Source organism: Plantactinospora sp. KLBMP9567, from assembly GCF_033446045.1.
Classification (GTDB): domain Bacteria; phylum Actinomycetota; class Actinomycetes; order Mycobacteriales; family Micromonosporaceae; genus Plantactinospora.
This window is the reverse complement of record NZ_JAWQRR010000002.1, coordinates 26,184-48,449: the sequence shown is the minus strand read 5'-3', so window position 1 is coordinate 48,449 and position 22,266 is coordinate 26,184. Positions and strand designations below refer to the sequence as shown.

The window sequence follows — 22,266 nt, the reverse complement described above, 5'->3', positions numbered from 1 at the left end:
GTCTCAGAGCGAGAGCGAGGTGAGGGCGCGCTCGACGACGGCGACGCCGCGCAGGAAGTCGTCGATACGGATGTGCTCGCCGTCGGAGTGGTCGAGCCGGCTGTCCCCCGGGCCGTACGTGGCCATCGGCACCGACCAGACCTCGCTCAGGGTGTTCATGTCCGAGGTGGCGGTCTTCACCTTGGCGCCCGGCTCCCCGCCCTCGGCCCGGATGGCACCGCTGAGCGCGCGCACCACCGGGTCGCTGCGCCGCACCCGGCAGGCGCCTACCGCGTTGAGCACCGTCACGGTGGCCCCCGGGACCCGGGCGCGCACGGCGGCGACGCAGGCGCCCACGTCGAATCCCGGCGGGGTCCGGACGCTCATCTCGGCCTCGGCGTGCTCCGGGTCGCCGCGCAGCAGGGTCAGCGTCGCCGCCGGGTCGGCGAAGTTCCGGTGCGCCGACGCCGGGTCGGCCGGGTCGGCGCCGATCTCCTCCAGCAACACCGCCCAGGCCCGGGCGGCCAGTTCCACCGCCCGCGGGTACGGGGCGCTCGGGTGTGCCCCCGGGCAGTCGGCGCGGACCCGCAGGTCGAGCTTGCCCTTGTATCCCAGCACCACATCGGACCACCCGCTCGGCTCGCCGACGATCACGGCGTCCGGGCGGGGCAGGTTGTCCCGGACCGCCATCGCGCCACGGGAGCCCGGCGTCTCCTCCTCCACCGCACCGACCACGATCAGCCGCCCCCGGAAGCCGGTGGCCCGCGCCGCCCCGCAGGTGAGCGCCGCCATCGGCCCCTTGGCGTCCACCGCGCCCCGGCCGTGCACCGCGTCGGCGGTGACCCGCAGCGGCGGCCCGCCGGGCACCGTGTCGATGTGCCCGAGCAGCAGCACGGACGGCCCGGGACCCCGGTCCAGGACGCCGACCGCGTTACCGGCCGCGTCCAGGTGCGCGGCGAACCCCAGCCGGTGCATGTGGCCGACCAGGCAGGCGGCGACCTCGTGCTCGGCGTACGACGGCGAGGGAATCGCGACCAGGTCGGTCAGCAGGTCTACGGGCGAGGTCACCGGGCACCGACCAGGGTGCCGCCGCCGGCCAGCGCCGCGCGTACCGGCTCGGAACCGGATCCGGCGGCGACCACCACCCGCGGCACTCCGCCGGCCAGCGCCTCGCGTGCGGCGACCAGCTTCAGGGCCATGCCGCCGGCCGCGTACGCCGGCAGGGTGCCTCCGACGGTCACCGCCGGGAGCACCGAGCCCGGGTCGTCCGGGTCGGTCTGCACGCCGGGCGCGCCGGTGAGCAGCACCAGCGCGCGGGCCCGGAGAGCCGCCGCGATCGCCGCCGCCGCCCGGTCGGCGTCCACATTGACCGGCGTGCCATCCTCGTCCGCAGCCGGCGGGGACACCACCGGCACCACACCGGCACCCAGCATCGCGAGCAGGACGGCCGGATCGGCGCGGTCGAGACGACCGGCGTGCTGGTCGTGGACCACCACCCGGCGCCCGCCCGACACCGCCCGGACCGCACGTTTGCGCCGGGCCCGCAGCAGACCGGCGTCCAGGCCGGTCAGCCCGGCCGCCGGCACCCCGTGCCGGGCCAGGCCGGCGACCAGCCGCGGCTTCACGATTCCGGCCAGGGCCAGCTGGACGACCTCCAGCGTCGCCGCGTCGGTGTAACGGGTGGTCACGCCGTCCGGCGAGACCAGTTCCCGGCGCGGCACGCCCAGCCGGCCGGCGAGCCGGTCGATATCCGCCGACCCGCCGTGCACCAGCACCACCGGGGTGCCCGCGAGGTGCAGGGCGGCGACGTCGGCGCAGACCGCGGCCGCGTCCACCGCGGCGTTGCCGCCGCACTTGACCACCACGACGTCCATACCCGCCTCCTAGACCGGGTGCAGTCCGGTGAAGCCGAGGCCGAGCTCCTCCGGCCAGCCCATCCGGATGTTCAGGCACTGCACTGCATTGCCGGCGCCGCCCTTGACCAGGTTGTCCAGGGCGCCGACGGCGGTGACCCACCCGTCGCCGCAGTCCACCACCGGGCCGACGTCGCAGAAGTTCGAACCGGCCAGGATCTTCGGGTCGGGCAGCCGGAACGTGCCTCGGCGCTGCGCCACGATCCGGACGAACGGCTCGGCCGCGTACGCCCGCCGGTACGCGTCACGCACCTCCCGTGGCCCGGCACCGTCGCGCAGCCGGGCCCGGCACAGCACCTGGACCCCGCGTACCGCCTCGACGCCGGTCGCGGTCATCCGGCACGGATGTCCGGTGGCCTGCGTGATCTCGGCCTGGTGCCGGTGCCGCAGCGGCGCGAACACGCGCATCGCGCCACTGCGCTCGGCGTGCGCGTCGCCCGGCCCGCCGCGGGCGCCGGAGCCGCTGGAGCCGGTCCGGGCATCCACCGCGACCTCGCCGTCGATCAGCCCCTCGGCGGCCAGCGGGTGCACGGCGAGGATCGCCGCGTTGGCCATGCAGCCGGGCACGCTGATCCAGTCGGCGCCGGTCAGCCGGTCGCGATGCAGCTCGGGGATCCCGGGCGTGAACGACTCCAGCAGATCCGGCGCGGTGTGCTCGACGCCGTAGTGCTCCCGGTACACCAGCGGGTCGCGCAGCCGGAAGTCGCCGGAGAGGTCGAGCAGCACTTTGCCCCGGTCCAGCAGGCGGGGCAGCAGGGCCATCGTCTCGGTGTGCGGCGCGGCCACGAAGAGTACATCCGCGCCGCCGGGCGCCTCCGGATCGGTGAACGTCAGCCGGGTACGGCCGCGCAGGTTGGGATGGGCCGTGTCGACCGGCCGCCCGGCCAGCCGCGCCGAGGTCACGGTGGTGAGGTCGATCTCCGGGTGGCCGAGCAGCAGCCGGACCAGTTCGCCGCCGATGTACCCGGAGCCGCCGATCACCGCCGCGGTCGTGGTCACGACGCACCTCCGACGATCCGGTCCACGATGGACGCGCCGATGTCGAGCCCGTCGTGCGCCCGTTGCAACCCGGCGAACTCGACCCGGTGGTTGACCTCGAGCACCAGCACCGTGCCGGCCCGGTCCTGCACCAGGTCGACCCCGGCGATGTCGGCGCCGGTGGCCTCGGCGGCCCGAACGGCCAGCTTCTCGGTGTCCGGGTCGAGCACGCACGGCTCGGTACGACCGCCACGGGAAACGTTGGTACGCCAGTCGTCGGCGTACCGGCGCATCGCCGCGACCACCTCGCCCCGGACCACCAGCGCGCGCAGGTCGTGGCCGGGCTTGTCCACGTACTCCTGCAGATAGACGACCTGGGCCTGTGGCGACGGCTGGACCGCGACGTGCTCCAGTACGGTGGCCGCCTCCTCGGCGTCGCGGGCCCGGGTGACGAGCCGTCCCCAGGACCCGACGAGCGGCTTGAGGACCACCGGGAAGCCCAGCTCCGCAGCCGCCTCGCGAGCCGCCGCCGGCGAGGCGGCCAGCACGGTACGCGGCGCCGGCAGACCCGCCCGGGCCAGCGCCAGGCTGGTCAGCCACTTGTCGCCACAGGTCTGCACGGCGGCGGCCGAGTTGACCACGGTCATCCCGGCCGCCTCCAGCATGGTGGCCGCGTAGCGGGCCCGGACCTGGCCGATCTCCCGGTTGAGCACGAGCCCGCCCGGGCCGGTCGGGCCGGACACCGCGTGGTGCAGCGTGTTGGTGTCCAGCACCTCCGCCGCGTGCCCGCCCCGCCGCAGGGCGGTCAGCAGGCACTTCTCGTCCGGCCCGACCCGGGAGGCCAGCATCAGCACCGGGTCGCGACCAGCGCGGGCGGTCACTCTCCCCAGTCCTCGGCGACCTCGGGCGCGAGGGCCACCAGCAGCGGCGCGGTGCTGACCACCTCGAGTTCGCCGCGACACTCGGCGCACTCGAGGATCTCGTGCAGCACCGGCTCGGCCGGCGCGGTCACGGTCTCGAAGCATTCGGGGCAGGTGGTCGTCACTTCGGTCCTCCTCAGCGGTCAGAACTTCGCGAACAGTGGCGGGGTGAGCGGTCAGAACTTCGCGAACAGTGGCGGGTCAGTGGTCAGAACTTCGCGAACAGTGGCGAGTCGAGCCCGGGCCGCAGCGCCGAGCGAGCGGCGCGGGCGATCCCGGCCGCCGTGATGCCGAGCGCGTCGAGCAGCTCCTCCTGGCTGCCGACCGCCGAGACGTATATGTCGCCGACGCCCATCCGGACCAGCCGAGGGCCCGGCTGGGAGGCCAGGAACCCGGCCACCGCCGAGCCGAGGCCGCCCTCGCGCCAGTGCTCCTCGACGGTCACGACCGCCGCGCATCCCCGGACGGCGCCCGCGATCGCCGCGTCGTCCAGCGGTTTCAGCGTGTGCACCTGGACCACGCGCGCGCTCACCCCGTCGGCCGCAGCCAGTGTCTCGGCTGCGGCCAGCACCCGGAGCGTCGGCAGCGGGCCGCAGGCCAGCAGGCATATCCCGGTCCCGTCGCGCCGCACCTGCGGTACGCCGATCCGGGGTGGTGGCGCCGGCGGGAGGTCCGGAGTCGGCTTGCGGCCGAGCCGCAGGTAGACCGGACCGTCGTGATCGTGCGCCTGGTCGAGCAGGGCGACGGCGTCGGCCGCGTCGCCGGGGACCAGAACCGTCATCGACGGCATCGTGCGCATGACGGCCAGGTCCTCCAGCGCGTGGTGGGTCGGTCCGAGATGCCCGGCAGCCAGGCCGCCGTGGGTCGCGGCGATCCGGACCGGGAGGCGGTTGTACGCGATGTCGATCTTCACCGCCTCGGCGGCGCGGCTCGCGGCGAACGCGGCCATCGTGTTCACGTACGGCAGCCACCCGTCGTGGGCCAGTCCGGCCGCCACCCCGAACAGGTTCTGCTCGGCGATACCCAGGTCCAGGTAACGGTCTGCGGCGGTACCGAAGTCGGCACCGGTGAACAGGCCGGTGTCGGAGTCCAGGCAGATCACCCGGGGGTCGTCCCGCATCCGGGCGATCAGCCAGTCGCGGTACGCGTGCCGGGTGGCGACCGGCGCCGCGACCGGGGCGGTCACGACGCCTTCCGGTGGCTGAGGTCCCGATGGGCGCGGGCGGCGACCCGGGCCGACAGGGCGGTGTAGTGGGCGCCGATCCGGTTCTCCGCGGCCGGTACGCCGTTGCCCTTCACCGTCCGGGCGATCACCACGCCGGGCCGGCCCGCGGTCCACGGCGCGGTGCCCAGCGCCGCGCGCAGCTCGTCGTGGTCGTGCCCGTCGACCTCCCGGACGTCCCAGCCGAAGCTGCGGAAGCGCTCGCCCAGCGGCTCCATCGGGCAGATCCGCTCGGTCGGCGATCCGAGTTGCAGGCCGTTGCGGTCGACCACCGCGACCAGGTGGTCCGCGCGGGTCGAGGCGGCCGCCATCACCGACTCCCAGCACGAGCCCTCCTGCAGCTCGCCGTCGCCGAGCAGGACGTAGGTGCGCCGCCGCGGCCCGAACCGGCGGCCCGCCTCGCGCAGCCGGGCGGACAGGGCCAGGCCCAGGCCGAGGGCGAGCCCGTGGCCCAGGGATCCGGTCGGCAGCTCCACGCCGGGGACCGCCCGGGTGGGATGGCCGAGCAGCCGGCTGCCCCGCCGGCCGTACCCGGCCAGCTCGGCGGGGTCCAGGAAACCGCGCTCGGCCAGGGTGGCGTACAGGGCGATGGCCGCGTGCCCCTTGCTCAACAGGAAGATGTCGCGCCCGGGGTCGTGCGGCTGATCCGGGTCGATCCGCAGGACGTCGAAGTACAGCACGCTCAATATGTCTACACAGGACAGCGAGCCGCCGAGATGGCCGCCGTCGCCACCGGCGCACATGTCGACCACGTGGTGCCGGATCCGGGCGGCGGCCGCCTCGGCCTCGGTCGCGGTGGTACGGCCGGTGGCTGGTACGGCGAGGACGGTCATCGTGCCCTCGCCATGCTCGCCACGGTCGGCAGGTTCGCCCAGACCTTCTCGAACGCGTCCGCGTACCGCTCCAGCGCCGGCCCGGCGTCCGGGTGCAGGTGCCGCTTCTGCAGGGTCAGCGAGTCGTCGATCACCGCGCTGGTGACCGGGGTGGGCAGTGCGGGCGCCGGCACGGCGTACGACCAGGGCACGCCACCGCCGAAGCCGACGCGGTCGGTGAAGACGGGCTGCTCGGGGAGCGGCCGGATCTGGTATCGCGACATGGGGACTCCCTCGGCGTGCAGCAGGCGGTGTACGGTCCGGCGCAGGGCACCGGGGGTGACGTCGGGCAGGCCGGCGGCGTCCGGGTGGAGCCGGAACCGCAGGATGTGCCAGGCGTGGGTACTGCCGGGCACGACGCTCGGCGGTGTCAGCCCGGGCAGCGACCGCAGCCGGTCGAGGAAGGCGGCCACGTGGCGCTGCCGGGCCGCCTCGTACGCCGGGAACCGATCGAGCTGGGACAGCGTGAACGCGGCCTGGACGGAGCTCATCTTGTGGTTCCAGCCGAGCCGGTGGGACAGGTAGTCCCGGTCGCGGCCGGGCTCGATCACCTCGCCGAACTGCCGGACGGTGCGGGCCCGCGCGCCCACCGCGGCGTCGGTGAAGGTGACCAGGCCACCCTCGCCGCAGGTGGGCAGGTTCTTTGTCGCCTGCAGGCTGAACGAGCCCGCGTCGCCCAACTGCCCGACCCGCCGGCCGCGCCAGGTGGCGGCGTGGGCCTGCGCGGCGTCCTCCACCACGGCGAGGCCGTGCCGGGCGGCCAGCGCGCCCAGCCGGTCCATGTCGGCCGGCTGGCCGTGCAGGTGCACCGGCAGGATCGCGGCGGTCCGCGGGGTGATCGCCGCCGCGACGGAGTCCGGGTCCAGCGTGAAGCTGACCGGGTCGATGTCGGCGAAGACCGGCACCGCGAGCTGGTGCAGCGGCGCGAGGGCGGACGCGACGAAGCTGAGCGCCGGCACCACCACCTCGTCGCCCGGCCCGATGCCGAGCGCGGCCAGGGCGAGGGACAGCGCGGTGGTGCCGTTCGACACGGCGACGCAGGCGGGCGTGCCGCAGAGCTCGGCCCAGCGGTTCTCCAGCCGGCTGACCGCAGTCTCGCCATCCGCGTTGGACACCAGGTGGTCGTCCAGCACGGCGGTGACGGCGGCCCGGTCGGCGTCGGTGATCACCGGCCAGGGCAGGTTGCGCAACGCCCTGGGCACGGCCGGGGCGCCCCCGAAGGCGGCGAGCACGTCCGCGGCACGCTGGCGGACCGGAACGGACAGGGCGGTCACGGTGGTCTCCTTCCCGGTCGTGGTCATCCGAGCTCGACGGCGGCCCGGCCGAGGGCGGCCTGTGCCTCCTGGTACGCCCGCTGCAGGCGGCCGAGGTGGTCCCGCAGCGGGCCGGCGCAGCCGGCCGGGTCGTCGCGGCCGTGCGCGGCCGTCACGCGGACCGCGGTCCAGCGGTGCGCCACCTGCTCGACCCGGCGGCCGGCCTCGGCCAGGGCGGGCCGGTCCCAGCGGGCGCCGAGGGTGCGCAGCAGCTCGCCGTGCAGGGACGCCTGGGCCTGCATGCCCCAGCCGAACGTGTACGCCTCGGCGAGCAGCTCCGGCGTGACCGCCGTGCCCGTCTGCGCGCAGTACCGGTGGAGCCCGTCGGCGCCGGTCCAGGCGTACTCGGACGGCGCGGCGAACGCGGCGGCGTTGGCCTCCAGGGCGAGTCCCAGGCAACCCGGGTCGAGGGCCGGGATCGTGGCCGGCAGGCGGACGTCGAGCCAGCGGCCACCGCTGGTGACCGGTCCGCTGAAGAAGACGTCCTGCTCGTCGTCCACCCCGGCGGCGGCGCAGCTACGCAGCAGCACCCCGGCGGGTAACGGGCCGGCGAAGTCCGGGGGCATGGCGTCGGACACCGCCACGGTGCCGGCCGTCTCGTCCACGTCGTACACCACCAGGAGGTGGGCGGCGTGCACGTCGTGGTACGCGGGCCGGAACGGCAGGTGGTAGTTGTCGACCGCGACCACCGGCAGCCGCCCCTCGGCGAGCGCGTCGCGCCACGCACCGAGCGGGTCGGCCGGGTCGATCGCCCGCCAGCGCGAGGTGATGTCGTGCAGCGGCAGCAGGCTCCCGGCCAGGTCGCCGGGGCGGCGGCAGGGCCAGTAGTACTCCTCCGGCCGCACATCGCCGGGGTGGTACCGGAACTCCCAGCTCAGCCCGAGCACCTCGAGCGGATCGTGGCCCGCTTCCAGCAGCAGGGTGGCCAGGGTGGACTGCAGGCAGCTGACCGGGTCGCGGTACCACTGGGTGACGCTCCGAACGCAGGTCATACCGCCTTCGCCTCCTCCCGGGACGGGCACAGGGTGACTGCGAAGACGTGCAGCGCGACGTTGTGCGGCAGGCGTAGCCGGCGCAGCTCGGCCCGACGGGTCACCGGCACGCGCTGGCACCAGATGTGCGCGGTGACCCCGGGCTGGACGTGCTGCGGGTAGTGCATGACCGACGTGACGACGGCCTCCTCCTCGCCGAACACCGCCGAGGCGGCCCAGAAGTCGGAGACGCGCACCGCCTCGAAGTCCACGCTGCCGTCGGCGAAGTGCAGGGCCACCTCGTCCTCGACCCGTCGCTCCCCCGCCGCGAGCAGGCAGCACCAGTCGTACCGGCCGGGCGGTACCGTCACGAGCTGCCCCTCGCAGCGCACGTTGTCGGGCCGGCCGGGCCCGGCGGCGGGGAACGCGAAGCGGACGCCGCCGGCGGTGACCGGGCGGCCCAGTGGCAGCTCCTCGCCGGGCAGCGAGTTACGCCAGACGTTGAATCGGCCGCGGCCGGTGTCGCTGGCCGGGGTGATGCCCGCGTTGTTGAGGTGTGCCGCCAGCTCGATCGGGACCTGCTCCCGCATCGGTGGTGCTCCTTTCCGCGTCGTGGCGTCCGGGACAGTCAGGCGACCAGACCCAGTGAGGGTTCCCGGGCGGCGGTGGCCGCGCCGGCCAGCCGGGCCGCGATCACCTCGGCCACCGCGACGACCGGCAGGTTGGTGTTGCCGCGCGGCGACACCGGGATGACCGAGGCGTCCGCGACGTGCACGTTGTCCAGGCCCCGGACCAGCCCGTCCGGGCCGGTCACCGACATCGGGTCGGTGTCGGGCAGCATCGCGGCGGTGCCGGTGGGGTGCCAGTAGCCGCGGACCGTGGCCTCGACGTGCTCGACCAGCTCGTCCCGGTCGGTCGCGTCCGCGCCGGGCAGCAGCTCGGCGGCGAGCAGCCCGGCCAGCTCCGGGGTCGCGGCCAGCTCGCGGGCCCGCTCCAGCCCGTCCAGGATCACCGCGAGGTCGTGGCCCTCCGGGTCGGTCAGGAACCGCGGGTCGATCTCGGGCGGCGTCTGCGGGTCGCGGCCGCGCAGCCGGACCCGGCCGCGCGAGCGCGGGGTCATGCAGAAGGCCTGCAGCTGGACGTGGTACCCGGCGCGGCCGGGACGTGCGGGGTCGTACTGCGGGATCGGCAGGATGAACTCGTCCCAGCCGCCCGGGTCGCAGTGCGGGCTGCGTGCCTTCCACAGCACCTGGCTGGGGAAGAAGTCGTGCTCGGCCGCGAACGCGCCGGTGGCCGCGATCAGGTCGTCGGAGGCGGCGAAGGTGAGCCCGGAACCGACGTGGTCGGCCAGGTTCGTGCCGACGCCGGGCAGGATCTGGACCGGCGGGATCCCGTGCCGGGCCAGCTCGTCGGTCGGTCCGACCCCGCTGCGCAGCAGGACCGCCGGAGTGCCGTACGCGCCCGCGGTCAGCACGACCCGGTCGGCCGGCACCGTAACCGGCACACCGTGACGGTGGCCGAGCACGCCGGTCGCCCGGGCACCGGTGAAGAGCAGCCGGTCGACCGGTAGATCGGCCTCGATGGTGAGACCGGGCAGCCCGCGCAGGCCGTCCAGATATGCGAAGGCCGTGTTCCAGCGCACCGACTCGTGGATGTTGACCGGCGGCAGCCCGACTCCGTCGATCGCGGCGGCGTCGTTGGCGTCGCCCAGCATCGCCACGCCGAGCCGGTCCGCGCCGGCCAGTGCGGCACGGGCCACCGGGGTGAGGACGTCCGCCCGCACCTGCTGCGGGGCCAGCACCGCCTCGGCGCGGGCGACGGCCGTCCCGACCTCGGCCGGGGTCCAGTCCCCGCCGCTGCCGGCCACCCATTCGGCGGTGTCGAGGGGGGTGGGGCGGACGCACCAGCAGCCGTTGTGCGCCGAACATCCGCCCAGCACCCGGGCCCGGGACGTGGTGATCTCCCCGTGCACGTCCCAGTCGTGCGAGGTGGGCAGGATTCGCGGGTCGAGCAGGTCGGCGGGCCACCGTCCGGCGCCGAGCGGGCCGTAGTCCGGCCCCGCCTCGACCAGGCACACCGAGGCGCCCGCCGTCACCATCCGGGCGGCGACGACCGCGCCGGCGCTGCCGCCGCCCACCACCGCCACGTCGAAGTGCCGGGGCGCCTTTCCCGCGCCGGTCACCAGCCCGCCTCCGCCCCGCTCAGGGCGCGGCTGAACCGCGTGCAGATCTCGTCGCACTCGGCCGCGGTGACGATCAGCGGCGGCATCAGGTCGACGACGTTGTTGCCGGTGTGGATCAGCAGCCCGTGCTCCTCGCAGGCGAAGCGGAGCGACTCGCACCGGGCAGCCGGCCACGGCACCCCGCCGGTGGCCAGTTCGACGCCGAGCATCAGGCCGCGACCACGGATGTCCACAATCGAGGGATGCCGGTCGCGCAGCGTCTCCAGCCGGTCCCGCAGGTACGCGCCGACGACCGCGACGTGGTCCAGCAGGCCGGCGTCGAAGACGTCGAGCACCGCCATCCCGGCCGCGGCGCCGAGCGGGTACCCGTCGCTGGTCGAGCCGTGCGGGAAGCCCTCCCGCGTGGGGCTGCCGAGCAGCCGGGCCGCCAGTGCGGAGCCGACCAGCATGGCCGACATCGGCAGGTAGCCGCCGGTGATGCCCTTGCCGAGCAGCAGCAGGTCGGCGTGCACCCCGTCGGCCAGTGAGCGGGACAGCGCCCCGGTGCGGCCGAAGCCGGTGGTGATCTCGTCCACGACGAGCAGCGCGCCCCGGCGACGGCAGAGCGCGGCCAGGTCGGCCAGGTAGCCGTCCGGTAGCGGCCGCAAGTTGGTGCCGAGAACCGGCTCAACGATCACCGCAGCGACGCGGTCCGGGCCGAGCCGGTCGAACTCCGCGGCGACGGCGGCGCATCCGACGCCGGTGTCGTCCGGGCCGGGCGGGTCGACGTGACTGACCCCGGCCATCAGCGGTCCGCAGGCGCCGTGCACATGCGGCTCGCCGGTGACCGCACCGGCCGCCACGCCGGCGCCGTGCCAGCTGCTCTTCAGCGCGATGATCCGGTCCCGGCCGGGCGTCCCCTCGATCCGGCTCACATACCGGCTGAGCAGCACCGCGCCCTCGACCGCCTGGGCGCCGGACTGGTACAGCTTCACCGTGGCGTAGTCACCGCCGACCCGGTCCAGCAGCCGCTCCGCGTAGTCCATGGTGATCTGCGGCGGCTGCTCGAAGCGGATGGTGACGCCGGCCGGGAGGGTCCGCAGTTGCGCGGTGACGGCGTCGATCACCGCGGGGTGACGGTAGCCGAGAGCCACGTTCCACATCCCGGCCCGGGCATCCAGGAACGTACGGCCGGCCCGGTCGGTCACCCAGACGCCGGCGCCGCTGACCTGCTGGGCGTCCTCGTCGAGCAGTTCGGCAGACACGGCGAGCGGAGTGATCCCGTGCCACAGACCGATACGGCCGGGCGGGGCTTCGATCTCAACGGACACTGCTGTTCCTCTCGATGGCGATCCGCCGGTCCCGCAGCCGCTGGTAGAACGGCCGGTGATGGGCGTCGAAGGCGGCGAGCACGGAATGGTTGGCCACGGTGTCCGGATATTCGGCCGGCACCGGCCGGAAGCCGTCGGTGGCGCCGGTGCGCACGTGCCACCGGCTGGTGCGCTGCCACTGCGGCAGCAGACCCGGCGACCAGGACAGCGTGTCCGGCCGGAAGTCCCAGCCGACGGCGGCGCAGACCGCCGCAACGGTGGCCGGCGGATCGGTGACGAGGTCGTCGGAGTCGACCACCAGGGCCACGCCGCCCGCGGCCGTGACCGCGTCGTGGATCTCGGCCAGTCGCTCGAACCCGACCTCGGGGCTGGTCAGCCGCGGGTTGAGGGCGAAGTGCGAGGCGATGGCGGCCGCCGGGTCACGGATCAGGAAGATGTGACTGACCCGGCGCAGGAAACCGCGGTCAGCCAGCAGGCCCGGGTAGTGGAAGTCGGTGGTGTCCTTGAAGAAGACAGGCCCGTCCGCCGCCAGCCGTTCGATCCGGGCGATCAGCTCGGCCTCGCCGCGCACGGTCTGCCCGGCCACGACGTACGCCCCGAAATCGGTGAGCTGCGAGAACGGCTCGTGCAACACCACGTGGTCGCCGCGCTCGGCGATCATGCGCAGGAAGGCGGTCGATCGTGACCGCGGCGCGCTCCACAGCGCCACCACGCCCCCGGCGCGTCCGGACATCCCCATCACCTCCTCAACTCCAGTAAAGCTATGATGACTGCAGTAATCCACTGCCGTCAACACCTAGATTTCGCCGAGTACAGGCGATTCGAGTACCTCAACAGAGCGGTGTAGCGATACAGTGGTAAACATCGGACTTAGTGACTGGAGTCGACAACACCGATGAAAGATCTCGTGGTGGGTCAACCGGAGTTTGGTAACCGTCTGCGCAGCCGCCGCATCGAGATGGGCCTGTCACAGAAGGCCCTGGCCGGCGACAACATGACGCCGAGCTACATCTCGCTGCTGGAGAACGGCAGCCGGGTGCCCAGCCTCGAGGTCGTGATCCGGCTGGCCCGGCTGCTCGACATCACCCCGCAGGAGCTGCTCGGTTACGAGGTGGAAGGACTCGGCGGCGGCCGTGGCCGGGAACCGTCCGAGCTCGTCGCCCAGGTCGAGATGCGCCGTCTCGCCGAGATGGGCGACCTCGCCGGGGCCCGCAAGCTGATCGAGGAGAAGCTCGCCGGCGCGCGCCTCACCGGCAACGACGAGGCAGGTCTGGCGTACGGCATCGAACTGCTCAAGGTCCTGACCGATGCCGGCGACCAGGAGGAACGACTCGCCCTGGTCGACGAGCTGCGCCGGATCCCCAGTGTGGACCGCTCCCCCGCCATCCAGGTCGTGCTGGCCGCGCACAACGCGTCGATCCTGCGCGAGATGGGCCGGTTGGCCAGCGCGCAGAAGGCCGCCCAGGAGGCGGTGGAGCTGGTCAGTAAGGGCGAGCTGAGCGGCAGCAGCGAGCACGTCCAACTGCTCGGCATCCTCGCCTCGATCGAGGTCGAGACCAACGCCTTCGACGCCGCCGAGCGCACGATCGAGGAGATGATCCGGCTGGCGAACGACGGCGGGTACGCGGGTGTCCTCGGCCGGACGCACTGGATCGCCAGCATGGCCTACTCCCGGATGGGCCGCCCGGCCCCGGCGCACGAGCACCTCCTGGCGGCACATCGGACCCTGGTCTTCGGCACCATGACCCTGCACGACTGGCTCCGGTTCTCCCGGTTCACCGCGTCGGTCCTGCTGGAGGGCGGGCACGACCTCGAAAAGGCCCGCGACTGGATCGACTCGGCCGAACTGAACGCGCGCCTGGCCGGGCTCGAGTCGGACCGGTTGGCGGCGCAGCGCGAGCGGGCGCACTACGAGCTCACCGCCGGCAACCCGGCCGAGGCGGCCAGGCTCTACACCGAGCTGCTCGAACGGCCGCAGCAGGTCAACGGCAGCGAGACGGTGATGGCGCTCGCCGGGCTGAGCGACGCGCTTCAACGGATCGGCCGCATCGACGAAGCCATCGAGTGGCAGCGCAAAGCGGCGGAGCGCTACGAGGCAGACGGCAACTACCGGCGGGCTGCCGAGTCCTGGCGCAAGATCGACGCTTTGCGCCAGCAGGCCGCTGCCCGGGGCTGAGAGGTAGATACACGGTCGCCCCACGCGCCGGGCCGGCCGGCCCGGCGCCGGTCAGGAGAGCTTCAGGTCTGAAATGCGCTGGTTCGGGTCACGCAGCAGTTCTTCCAGCACGACGCGGTATCCCCGGACCGCGTCGACGACCGCGTCCCGGTCGTAGCACGTCGGGTTGTAGTTCAGCTCCGCGCTCCGCCGGTCGTCGCTGACCGTCATACCCGGCTCGCCCCGCTTGGCCCACAGCGCCCGCCGGTCGGGCCCGATCTCGGCCCCGACCGGCAATCTCCCCCGCGACCGCTGTTCCCGGACCTCGTCCCCGGCCCCGGCCCGGCCGCCGGGCGCACCACCGGCCGGCGGTGCCGACTGGAACCACGAGTGGTACAGCAGCAGGAACGGCCAGGGCCGGGCCTCCGCGAAGCCCGGGTTCACCGCCTGGGCGATCTCCTTGAACGACGCCACCTGCCGCATCGCCGCGAAGGTGCTGGTCCGGACCTCGGCGACGGCGTCCGCCAGGGTGGTCCGCAACGGGATCGTGGTCGCCACGTAGATGTTGTGGGTGAACTGGCCGACCAGCTCGGTCGCCCCCGGCTCGTCCCGGCCGGAGGTGGCCGTCCCGAGCACCAGCCGGGGCCAGCCGGTCATCGCGCCGAGCAGCACCCGGTAGGCCGCGAGGGAGAGCACGAACGGCGTCATCCGGTGCTGCCGGGCGTACCCGTGCAGCCGGCGGGCCAGGTCGGCGGGGAGTCCGATCGTCACCTTCGCCGTGGCGGTCACGTCCAGCCCGGCGTACCGGCCCGCGTCAGCGCCCGGACAGTCCGTGCCGCCCGACCATCCCCCCACGCCCTCGCCGACCCCGGGAAACGGCAACGCCTCCGGCAACGGTGTCAGCTGCCGCTGCCAGAACTCCGTCCGGCGCCGCCGCTCCGCGGCGCTCCACCTCGGCACGGCCGTCGCGTCGGCGTACCGGAGGGGCAGCTCGGGCAGCGGGCCACCCTGACCGGTCCGGGCGGCCAACGCGGCGGCCAGGTCGCGCAGGAAGACTCCGGTCGACCAACCGTCCGCGATCAGGTGGAACATGCTCACCGTGACCGTGTAGTCGGTCCGGGACGAACGGACCAGCGTCACGCTCCACGATGGACCCTGGCGAAGGTCGAAGGCTCGACCGCTCTCGTAGCCGAGTACGCTGCCCCGCCGCGCGGAGACCCGACCGGCGGGCTCGCCGGAGAGGTCGACGAAGGTCACGATCGGCTCGACCTCGTCCTCGATCCGGATCAGCGGGTCGTCGGCGATCGTCTCGAAGACGATCCGCAGTGCATCGTGCCGTCGCGCCACGTCCCGCACCGCGGCCCGGAACACCGGCAGATCCACCGGCCCGGTCAGCGGCATGGTGCCGAAGACGTTGTAGCCGAGGCACCCCGGGTCGTCCGGCGCGAAGCAGCGGACGAACTCCCAGAGCGTTTCCTGACTGCGAGCCAGCGCGGTGACCGTCGGCGGCATGGGCTCAGAGCCTGCTATCCGGCATTCAGGTCTGTCAAGGACGGACGCTTCCGGCAGCCGGGCACCGGAGATCGCCGGTCCCGGTCTCCGGCCGGACCCCGACAGGGATTTCGGTGCCGGATCGGCCGGACGTCCGGCCCGGAGATCACTCCGGAAGTAATCCGGAAAACTTCTCGCTCGGCCGGTCCACGGTCGGCCAGGCCGGTCGACGGCACGGTGGCCCGAGAAACATGTTGAGCTGCTGGTCATCGTCCACGAGCAATGTTCGAACCGGCCGAAAAATATCCGGGACCTCGACGGACGTGGATGATCGCACTAGGGTGACGGCCAGCGGGCTGCCTCGACGGGGAAGGGGCCGGGCGGTAGGTCACCGCCGCCGGTTCCGGGAGGGGAAAGGTATGTCATCCGAAGGCTGGCGATTGCTGCGCCCCGGAGCCGGGCCCGGTCTACTCGCCGTCGACTTCACCCCGGCGCAGGCCCGCGCCGGGGCCGGGTTCACCGACCTGGCTCGGCTGCTGCCCGAGCCGTACCCGGTGTGGGGCACCGAGGAGACCGGCTGGCGAGACGTCGCGGCGGCGTCGGTCGACTGCCCAGCCGGTGGGGTGGACCTCTGGTTGGACCGGGACCTGCCGGTTTCGGGCGGGACGGCCGGCATCCTCGGATACTGCGCCGGCGGCACGCTCGCCCGTGCGCTGGCCCGACGGCTGGCGGACCGCGACGGGGTCACCCCGGCGGTCGTCCTCTTCGACCCGGCCGAGGTAACGGCGGAGACGCTGTACGACCAGTTCGGGACCGCGCTGGACGGTCTCGCCGCCGCGCTGCCCGCCGCCGAGGTACGGACCGCCCGGGAGGCCGCCCGGGAGGAGGTACGGGCCCAGCCCGACCTGAGCCGGCTGGCCGGGCGACTCTCCGACCGGTACGCGGCACTGGCCCGGCCGGCCTGCGCCGGGCAGGGCGTTCCGCTGTCCATCGCGGACCAGCTCTGCTCCAGGATCGACACCTACCTGCGGTACCTGCTGCTGTCGGCGGCGGCGCCACCCGACGGCCCGGGGCCGGCGCTGGTCGTCCTCTCCGCCGGCCACGAACCACCACCGATTCCCGGCGCCGACCGGCAGGTCCGGCTGGACGTGCCGGCGCCCGAGCTGCTCGCCGACCTTCGCGCCGCCGACCTCGCCGGGCGGGCGCTCGTCGCCGAGCCGCTGGCCGGCCGGTCATGACCCAGTCGACCCGGCAACGGCCGGGTGAGCACGACCGGGCCGACGAGGAGGCGCTGAACCGCAAGGAGGAGGCGCTCTGGCTCTTCCAGCGGCTGGCGCCCGCCGTCGCGGTGGACAACCTGCCGTTCGCGATCAGCACGTCCGCCCCGATCGATCCGGCGGTGCTGACCGCCGCGGTACACGAGCTGACCCGACGCCACCCGGTGCTGCGTACCGTCTTCCCGGCCCGGGACGGTGTCCCGTACCGGCGGGTGCTCGACCCCGACCTACCGCCGCCACCGGTGCGGAGCCTCCGCACCACCAGGGCCGGTCTCGCCGACACGCTCGCGGAGCTGGCCGGGCAGCCGTTCGAGCTGACCACCGAGCCGCCGCTGCGGGTGGCCCGGGTCACGTTCCGGGACGGTCCGGGCAGCCTGCTCTGCCTGGTCGTGCACCACATCGCCTTCGACGGCCGGTCCGCCGGAATCGTCCTGCCGGAACTCGCCACGATCTGCCTGGAGCTGGCCGGCGCCGGTCCGGCGCCGGACCCACCGGCCGGGGACGTCGGCGGGCCGGCCGCCGAGGTCGTCCCGCCGGCCCACACCGGCCACCGGGAGCCCACCCCCCGGCAGACCAGCCTGCGGTACTGGACCGAGCGGCTGGCCGGAATCGACCCGAGGACCTTTCCGCTGGGTCGGGCCCGGATCGAACCGCCGGAGCCCCGCTTCACCGGTGCCCGGCTCGAACGGGTGCTCTCCGCCGAGGGCCGGGCGGCGTTGGACTCGCTGCGCCGTCGGCTCCGGGTCACCGACAACATGGTGCTGCTCGCCACGTACCTGTTGCTGTTGGCCCGGCACGGCGCCGGGCCGGACCTGGTGGTCGCGGTGCCGGTCGACACCCGGGGCGGCGCGGCGGCCGGCCGGGTCGGGTACCACGTCAACACGCTGCCGCTACGGGTCACGGTGCGGCCGCGCGACAGCTTCCGGCGCCTCGTCGCGGAGGTCCGCGCGCAACTGGTGGCGGGTCTGGAGCACGCCGACGTGTCGTTCGAGGACCTGCTCGGCAGGCTGGGCCTGGACGCCATGAACTGGCGCGCGCCGCTGTTCCGGCACATGTTCAACTTCCTGCCCGCCTCGACCGTGGTGCCCCCGGGCCCGTTGCCGGACTCCGCCTGGGTCACCGTCGACTCTCGGATGAGCCGGTACGACCTGCAGTTCGTGGTACTCCGCTGGCCGGAACGGATTGCCCTGGAGGCGGTCTACAGCACGGAGATCCACGACGAATCCTATGTGCTGGCGCTGCTCAGCCGGTACGAGTTGCTGCTCCGGGCCGCTGCCGCCGACCCGGACCGACCGCTCGCCGACCTGGACATGTGGCATCCCGACGAGCGGACGACCCTGGAGCGGGTGAACGGGTCCCCGGCCCCGGTGAGCCGGTTGGTGCCGCACCTGGTCGCCGAGCGGATCCGGCAGAGCCGGGGGGAGTGCGCCCTGGTCGAGCCGGAGGGGCAGGCCCGCGACCGTGGTTGGCTGGCCGACCGGGCCGCCGTCATCCGGGCACACCTCGCGGCGGCCGGTGTCGGCCCCGGCGCCGTCGTCGGGCTCGCCCTCCCCCGCGGCGGCGACCTGGCCGCAGCCGTCCTCGCCACCTGGTCGCTGCGTGCCGGCTACCTGCCGGTGGACCCGGCCCAGCCGGTCGCCCGGCTGCGGGTACGGCTCGACGCGGCGGACGTCCGGGCAGTGCTCACCAGCGCCGGTCCACCGCCGGCCTGGGCAGCGGACCGGCATGTGCTCCGGCTCGACCACCTCGACCCGGTGAACCGGTCGGACGCCCCGGCGGTGCCGGCCGGGCTCGGCCTCGTCCGGGACGACGACCTGGCCTACGTCATCTTCACCTCCGGCTCGACCGGAACGCCCAAGGGTGTGGAGATCACCCACGGCAACCTGGCCAACCTCGTCGGATTCTTCGCCGACCATCTCGCCGTGTCCGACCGGGACCGGACGCTCTGGTTGACTCCGTTCGGCTTCGACATCTCCGCCCTCGAACTCCTGCTCGCGCTCGGCCACGGCGGTGCCGCGGTGGTGGCGCCGGACTCGGCCCAGGTCCGTCCGGACCTGCTGCTCGACCTGGTCACCCGGCACGACGTCGGGGTGGTGCAGAGCACGCCGACGATCTGGCGCCTGGTGGCGGGACGGCTGACCGACGAGTTGGCCGGGCGCCGGGTGCTGTGTGGTGGCGAGCCGCTGACCGCCGCGCTGGCACACCGGCTGCTCCGCTCGGGTTGCCGGCTGTGCAACGTGTACGGCCCGACCGAGACGACGATCTGGTCGACGGTGGCCGAGATCCACCCCGGCGTACCGGACCCGGTCGGCATCGGCGGTCCGATCTGGCACACCACCCTGCACGTGCTCGACGACGACGGACGGGAACTCCCGCCCGGGGTGGTCGGTGAACTGTGGATCGGCGGTGCCGGGGTGGCCCGGGGCTATCTGGGCCAGCCGGCGCTGACCGCCGAACGGTTCGCCGACGGACCCGGACCGGCCCGCCGTTACCGGACCGGGGACCTCGGCACCTGGCGGCCGGACGGCACGATCGAGCTGCTCGGGCGGGCCGATCGGCAGGTCAAGCTGCGCGGCCGGCGGATCGAACTGGGTGAGATCGAGTCGACGCTGGAGCGGCACCGGTCGGTCGCGGCGGCAGCCGTGGTGGTGCACGGCGACCCGCAGGGCGACGGCCGGCTGGTCGGCTACGTACAGCCGGTCGATCCGTCCACGGACGACGGGTTCCTGACCGAGCTGGCCCGGCACGCCGGGACGGTGCTGCCGCACTACCTGGTCCCCGCCGACCTGGTCCGCCTCGACGCGTTGCCGCGGACCCCGAGTGGCAAGGTCGACCACCACGCCCTACCGGAGGCCGCGCCGCCGGCCACCCGACCGGGCCCGTCCGGCTCGGCACCCGCACCGACTGCGCTCGACCCGCTGCTGCGGTCGCTGGTCGAGCTGTGGGTGGAGCTGCTCGGTCGCCCGGACGTCGACGAGCGGAGTAACTTCTTCGCCAGCGGCGGCCAGTCCCTGCTCGCGGCGGTGCTGGCCACCCGGATCGCCGACCGGACCGGCCACGAGGTGACCCTCCAGGACGTCTTCACCGCGCCGACGCCGTACGAGCTGGCCGAAATCGTCCGGGGCGGCTCCCGGCATCTTCCGGACAACTCCCGGGACGAGCTGGGTGAGCTGGCCGAATGACCAGACTGGAGGGGGCCGAGATGTCGGCGCAGACCCGCACCGAGGGCACCCGGTACGGCGACTCGGGCGCGCCCCGGGTCGTACCCGATCTGCTCCGCCGCAGCGCGCGGCTGGTACCCGAACGGCCGGCGGTCGTGGTCGACGGTCGACCGGTGCTGACCTTCGCCGAGATCGAGGCGCGGTCGAACGCGCTCGCCCGAGGGGTGCGGGACCGTGGCGTCGTCCGGGGCGACAAGCTGGCCCTGGTGTTCGCCGGTCCGGACTGGCCGGAGTTCGTGGTGGCGTACTTCGGCGCGCTGAAGGTCGGGGCCGCCGCGCTGCTGCTCGGCGAGCGCTTCACCGGCGAGGACATCCGGCGGCTGGTCGCCCGGCACCGGGTCGCCGGGATCGTCACCGCGCCCGGCACCGTCGGCGCGCCCGGGCCGGTCGGTTCCGGCCGCCGCCCGTCCGGGCCGGCGGAACCGGGCCAGGGCACGCCGGGGGCCGGCGGCACCGGCCCGGACGGGGCCGGGGCGGCGGTCGCCGGAGTCGGTTGCTGGGCCGCCGACACCGCCGACCTGACCGCCGGACAGGACGACTCGGGGGTACCGATCGAGGCCACCCCACTGGACATCGCCGACGTGGTCTTCACCTCCGGCACCACCGCCCTGCCCCGGGGTGTCGTCGCGACCCACGCGAACGTGGTCCGGGCCCAGCCCACCTGGCCCACCGGTGTCCGGGCCAACCAGCCGGGCCTGCACGCCCTGCCGCTGGGGTCGGTCGCCGGACAGATCCACCTGGTCAACAGCATCGGCGGCCAGCAGACGTTGGTGATCATGCCCGAGTTCACCGTCCCCGACTTCCGGCGGCTGACCGAGCAGTGGCAGGTCAGTTCGGTCTTCCTGGTGCCGGCGATGGGGCACTGGCTGGTCCGGGCCCGGACCAGCCAGGCACCGAAACTCTCCACCGTACGCGGCGTGCACTTCTCCGGCGCGGCCCTGCCGGTCGGCATCATGCCGGAGCTGCCGGCGGTGTTCCCGAATGCCACGTTCTACAACTTCTACAGCTCGACCGAGGCGTTTCCGGCCCGGGTGGCGACCCAGTTCGACCCCGATCGGCCGGACTCCGTCGGCCGGCCCGTCGGCGCGAACCAGGTACGCATCACCGCCGAGGACGGCAGCCTGCTGGGCGCCGGTGCGGTCGGCGTGGTCTGGCTGCGGTCCGCGGTCGCCCCATCCCGGCGGTTCCTGGACGGCGACGGATCCGACGGCCCCGGCCCGGGCGCCACCGGTACGGCCGGGACCGGCGGCTCCGGCACCGCCGCGGCCGGTGCGGCCGGGTTCCAGGACGGCTGGACCCGGACCGGAGATCTCGGATACCTGGACGCCGACGGTTACCTGTTCCTCGCCGGCCGGACCGACGACGTGGTGAACGTGGGCGGGTTCAACGTGTCGACGTACCGGGTCGAGGAGGTGCTCGGCCGGCACGAGGCGGTGGCCGAGGCGGCCGTCTTCCCCGTCGACCATCCGGTGCTCGGCGAGGTGATCGCGGCGTTCGTGGTACTGCGGGCCGAGGCCAGCACGCGGGAGATCCGTCAGCACGCGGCCCGGCAGTTGAGCCGCCGGGAGTTGCCGGCGATCATCCGGCTCGTCGAGGAGATTCCCCGGAACGCGGCCGGCAAGGTGCCGAAGCGACACCTTCCGGAGCTGCTCGACGGCACCGGCCCGGCCTCGTTCACCGCGCCCCGTACCGAGGTCGAGGAGCGGATGGCACAGGCCTGGGCGGAGTTGCTCGACGTCGGTTCGGTGGGCGTACACGACAACTTCTTCGAGATCGGCGGCGACTCGCTGCTGGCGGTCGAGGTCGCCGCGCAGCTACGGGTACGGCTCGGCGTCGAACTGGACGCCGTCACGATCTTCGAACTGGCCACCGTCGCGGAACTGGCCCGGTACGTGGCCGAGGACCGGGCAGGCGACCCAGGAGAGGAACCCGATGAGCACCCAGTCCACTGAGTCCGAGGTCGTCGAATCGCTGCTCGGTCAGCACCCAGACGTCGCCGAGTTCGCGGTCGTCCGGGCCAGGGCGCGGCGAATCGTCGCGGTCACCCCACGGCTGTACTGCACCGCGGTGGACATCCGCGACGACATCTGGGAGTCGGTGCCGGCCGAGCAGCTCCCGGACCTCGTCGTGGTGCTGCCGAAACTGCCCCGGGACGCCGAGAGCCGGGTACTGCCCGAACAGATCGCGCACGAGGCGGTCGACGAACCCGGTGCGTGTGGGTTCGATCCGCCCCGGACCCCGACCGAAGTGGAACTCGCCGGCATCTGGCGGGAGATCCTCGGCCGCCGCCGGGTCGCCGCGGACGACAACTTCCTCGACCTGGGCGGCGACTCGATGACCGCCACGCTGCTGCTGGACTCGACCAACGAGCGGTTCGGCGTCGCGCTCTCCTTCGACGAACTGCTGTCGATGCCGTCGCTGCGGGCGGTCGCCGAGGCGATCGACCAGCGCCGGTAGGGACC

19 protein-coding genes are annotated in these 22,266 nt (G+C 74.0%); 5 read left to right on the top strand and 14 right to left on the bottom strand.

Annotated features, from left to right (window positions below; translation table 11 throughout):
* Positions 1-3 precede the first annotated feature (3 nt).
* The 13 genes from R6Y94_RS00210 to R6Y94_RS00150 form a co-directional block, all read right to left on the bottom strand.
* Positions 4-1,047, bottom strand: a complete 1,044-nt coding sequence (locus tag R6Y94_RS00210; RefSeq protein WP_318393656.1) for a M20/M25/M40 family metallo-hydrolase — start codon at positions 1,045-1,047, stop codon at positions 4-6.
* The gene (locus R6Y94_RS00205; protein WP_318393655.1) at positions 1,044-1,853 is read right to left on the bottom strand and encodes a [LysW]-aminoadipate kinase; all 810 of its coding nucleotides are present in this window, start codon (positions 1,851-1,853) and stop codon (positions 1,044-1,046) included. The genes R6Y94_RS00210 and R6Y94_RS00205 overlap by 4 nt, the downstream gene beginning before the upstream one ends.
* Positions 1,854-1,862: 9 nt before the next feature.
* On the bottom strand, positions 1,863-2,891 hold the full coding sequence (gene argC, locus R6Y94_RS00200; RefSeq protein ID WP_318393654.1) for an N-acetyl-gamma-glutamyl-phosphate reductase: 1,029 nt from the start codon (positions 2,889-2,891) through the stop codon (positions 1,863-1,865).
* The gene (locus tag R6Y94_RS00195; RefSeq protein WP_318393653.1) at positions 2,888-3,751 is read right to left on the bottom strand and encodes a RimK family alpha-L-glutamate ligase; all 864 of its coding nucleotides are present in this window, start codon (positions 3,749-3,751) and stop codon (positions 2,888-2,890) included. Before R6Y94_RS00195 ends, argC begins: the two co-directional genes overlap by 4 nt.
* Entirely contained in the window at positions 3,748-3,915 is a 168-nt protein-coding gene (locus tag R6Y94_RS00190; RefSeq protein WP_203855675.1) for a lysine biosynthesis protein LysW, read from the bottom strand. Before R6Y94_RS00190 ends, R6Y94_RS00195 begins: the two co-directional genes overlap by 4 nt.
* An 83-nt stretch (positions 3,916-3,998) precedes the next feature.
* Entirely contained in the window at positions 3,999-4,976 is a 978-nt protein-coding gene (locus tag R6Y94_RS00185; protein ID WP_318393652.1) for a transketolase family protein, read from the bottom strand.
* The gene (locus tag R6Y94_RS00180) at positions 4,973-5,845 is read right to left on the bottom strand and encodes a transketolase (RefSeq protein WP_318393651.1); all 873 of its coding nucleotides are present in this window, start codon (positions 5,843-5,845) and stop codon (positions 4,973-4,975) included. The genes R6Y94_RS00185 and R6Y94_RS00180 overlap by 4 nt, the downstream gene beginning before the upstream one ends.
* On the bottom strand, positions 5,842-7,185 hold the full coding sequence (locus R6Y94_RS00175) for a DegT/DnrJ/EryC1/StrS family aminotransferase (protein ID WP_318393650.1): 1,344 nt from the start codon (positions 7,183-7,185) through the stop codon (positions 5,842-5,844). Before R6Y94_RS00175 ends, R6Y94_RS00180 begins: the two co-directional genes overlap by 4 nt.
* Positions 7,182-8,189 carry a BtrH N-terminal domain-containing protein gene (locus tag R6Y94_RS00170; protein ID WP_318393649.1) on the bottom strand — a complete coding sequence of 336 codons (1,008 nt, stop codon included), beginning with the start codon at positions 8,187-8,189 and terminating at the stop codon, positions 7,182-7,184. Before R6Y94_RS00170 ends, R6Y94_RS00175 begins: the two co-directional genes overlap by 4 nt.
* On the bottom strand, positions 8,186-8,758 hold the full coding sequence (locus R6Y94_RS00165) for a hypothetical protein (RefSeq protein ID WP_318393648.1): 573 nt from the start codon (positions 8,756-8,758) through the stop codon (positions 8,186-8,188). Before R6Y94_RS00165 ends, R6Y94_RS00170 begins: the two co-directional genes overlap by 4 nt.
* Positions 8,759-8,796: 38 nt before the next feature.
* Positions 8,797-10,350: a GMC family oxidoreductase gene (locus tag R6Y94_RS00160; RefSeq protein WP_318393647.1), complete on the bottom strand. Its 1,554-nt coding sequence runs from the start codon at positions 10,348-10,350 to the stop codon at positions 8,797-8,799.
* The gene (locus R6Y94_RS00155; RefSeq protein ID WP_318393646.1) at positions 10,347-11,660 is read right to left on the bottom strand and encodes an aspartate aminotransferase family protein; all 1,314 of its coding nucleotides are present in this window, start codon (positions 11,658-11,660) and stop codon (positions 10,347-10,349) included. Before R6Y94_RS00155 ends, R6Y94_RS00160 begins: the two co-directional genes overlap by 4 nt.
* Complete coding sequence (locus R6Y94_RS00150) at positions 11,650-12,393, bottom strand: hypothetical protein (protein WP_318393645.1); 744 nt, start codon at positions 12,391-12,393, stop codon at positions 11,650-11,652. Before R6Y94_RS00150 ends, R6Y94_RS00155 begins: the two co-directional genes overlap by 11 nt.
* 162 nt (positions 12,394-12,555) lie before the next feature.
* On the opposite strand from R6Y94_RS00150, the gene R6Y94_RS00145 reads away from it, so the two are divergent.
* Positions 12,556-13,836: a helix-turn-helix transcriptional regulator gene (locus R6Y94_RS00145; protein WP_318393644.1), complete on the top strand. Its 1,281-nt coding sequence runs from the start codon at positions 12,556-12,558 to the stop codon at positions 13,834-13,836.
* Between the two features lie 51 nt (positions 13,837-13,887).
* Here R6Y94_RS00145 and R6Y94_RS00140 read toward each other — a convergent pair whose 3' ends face one another.
* A complete protein-coding gene (locus R6Y94_RS00140; RefSeq protein ID WP_318393643.1) occupies positions 13,888-15,327 on the bottom strand; it encodes a condensation domain-containing protein in 1,440 nt (479 codons plus the stop codon).
* Positions 15,328-15,725: 398 nt separating this feature from the next.
* Between R6Y94_RS00140 and R6Y94_RS00135 the strand changes: the two genes are divergently transcribed.
* The 4 genes from R6Y94_RS00135 to R6Y94_RS00120 are packed head-to-tail and all read left to right on the top strand — an operon-like array spanning position 15,726 to position 22,261.
* Entirely contained in the window at positions 15,726-16,544 is an 819-nt protein-coding gene (locus R6Y94_RS00135; protein ID WP_318393642.1) for a hypothetical protein, read from the top strand.
* Positions 16,541-19,765 carry an amino acid adenylation domain-containing protein gene (locus tag R6Y94_RS00130; protein WP_318393641.1) on the top strand — a complete coding sequence of 1,075 codons (3,225 nt, stop codon included), beginning with the start codon at positions 16,541-16,543 and terminating at the stop codon, positions 19,763-19,765. The genes R6Y94_RS00135 and R6Y94_RS00130 overlap by 4 nt, the downstream gene beginning before the upstream one ends.
* Positions 19,762-21,756, top strand: a complete 1,995-nt coding sequence (locus tag R6Y94_RS00125) for an AMP-binding protein (RefSeq protein ID WP_318393640.1) — start codon at positions 19,762-19,764, stop codon at positions 21,754-21,756. The genes R6Y94_RS00130 and R6Y94_RS00125 overlap by 4 nt, the downstream gene beginning before the upstream one ends.
* Complete coding sequence (locus tag R6Y94_RS00120; RefSeq protein ID WP_318393639.1) at positions 21,737-22,261, top strand: phosphopantetheine-binding protein; 525 nt, start codon at positions 21,737-21,739, stop codon at positions 22,259-22,261. Before R6Y94_RS00125 ends, R6Y94_RS00120 begins: the two co-directional genes overlap by 20 nt.
* Positions 22,262-22,266: the final 5 nt, after the last annotated feature.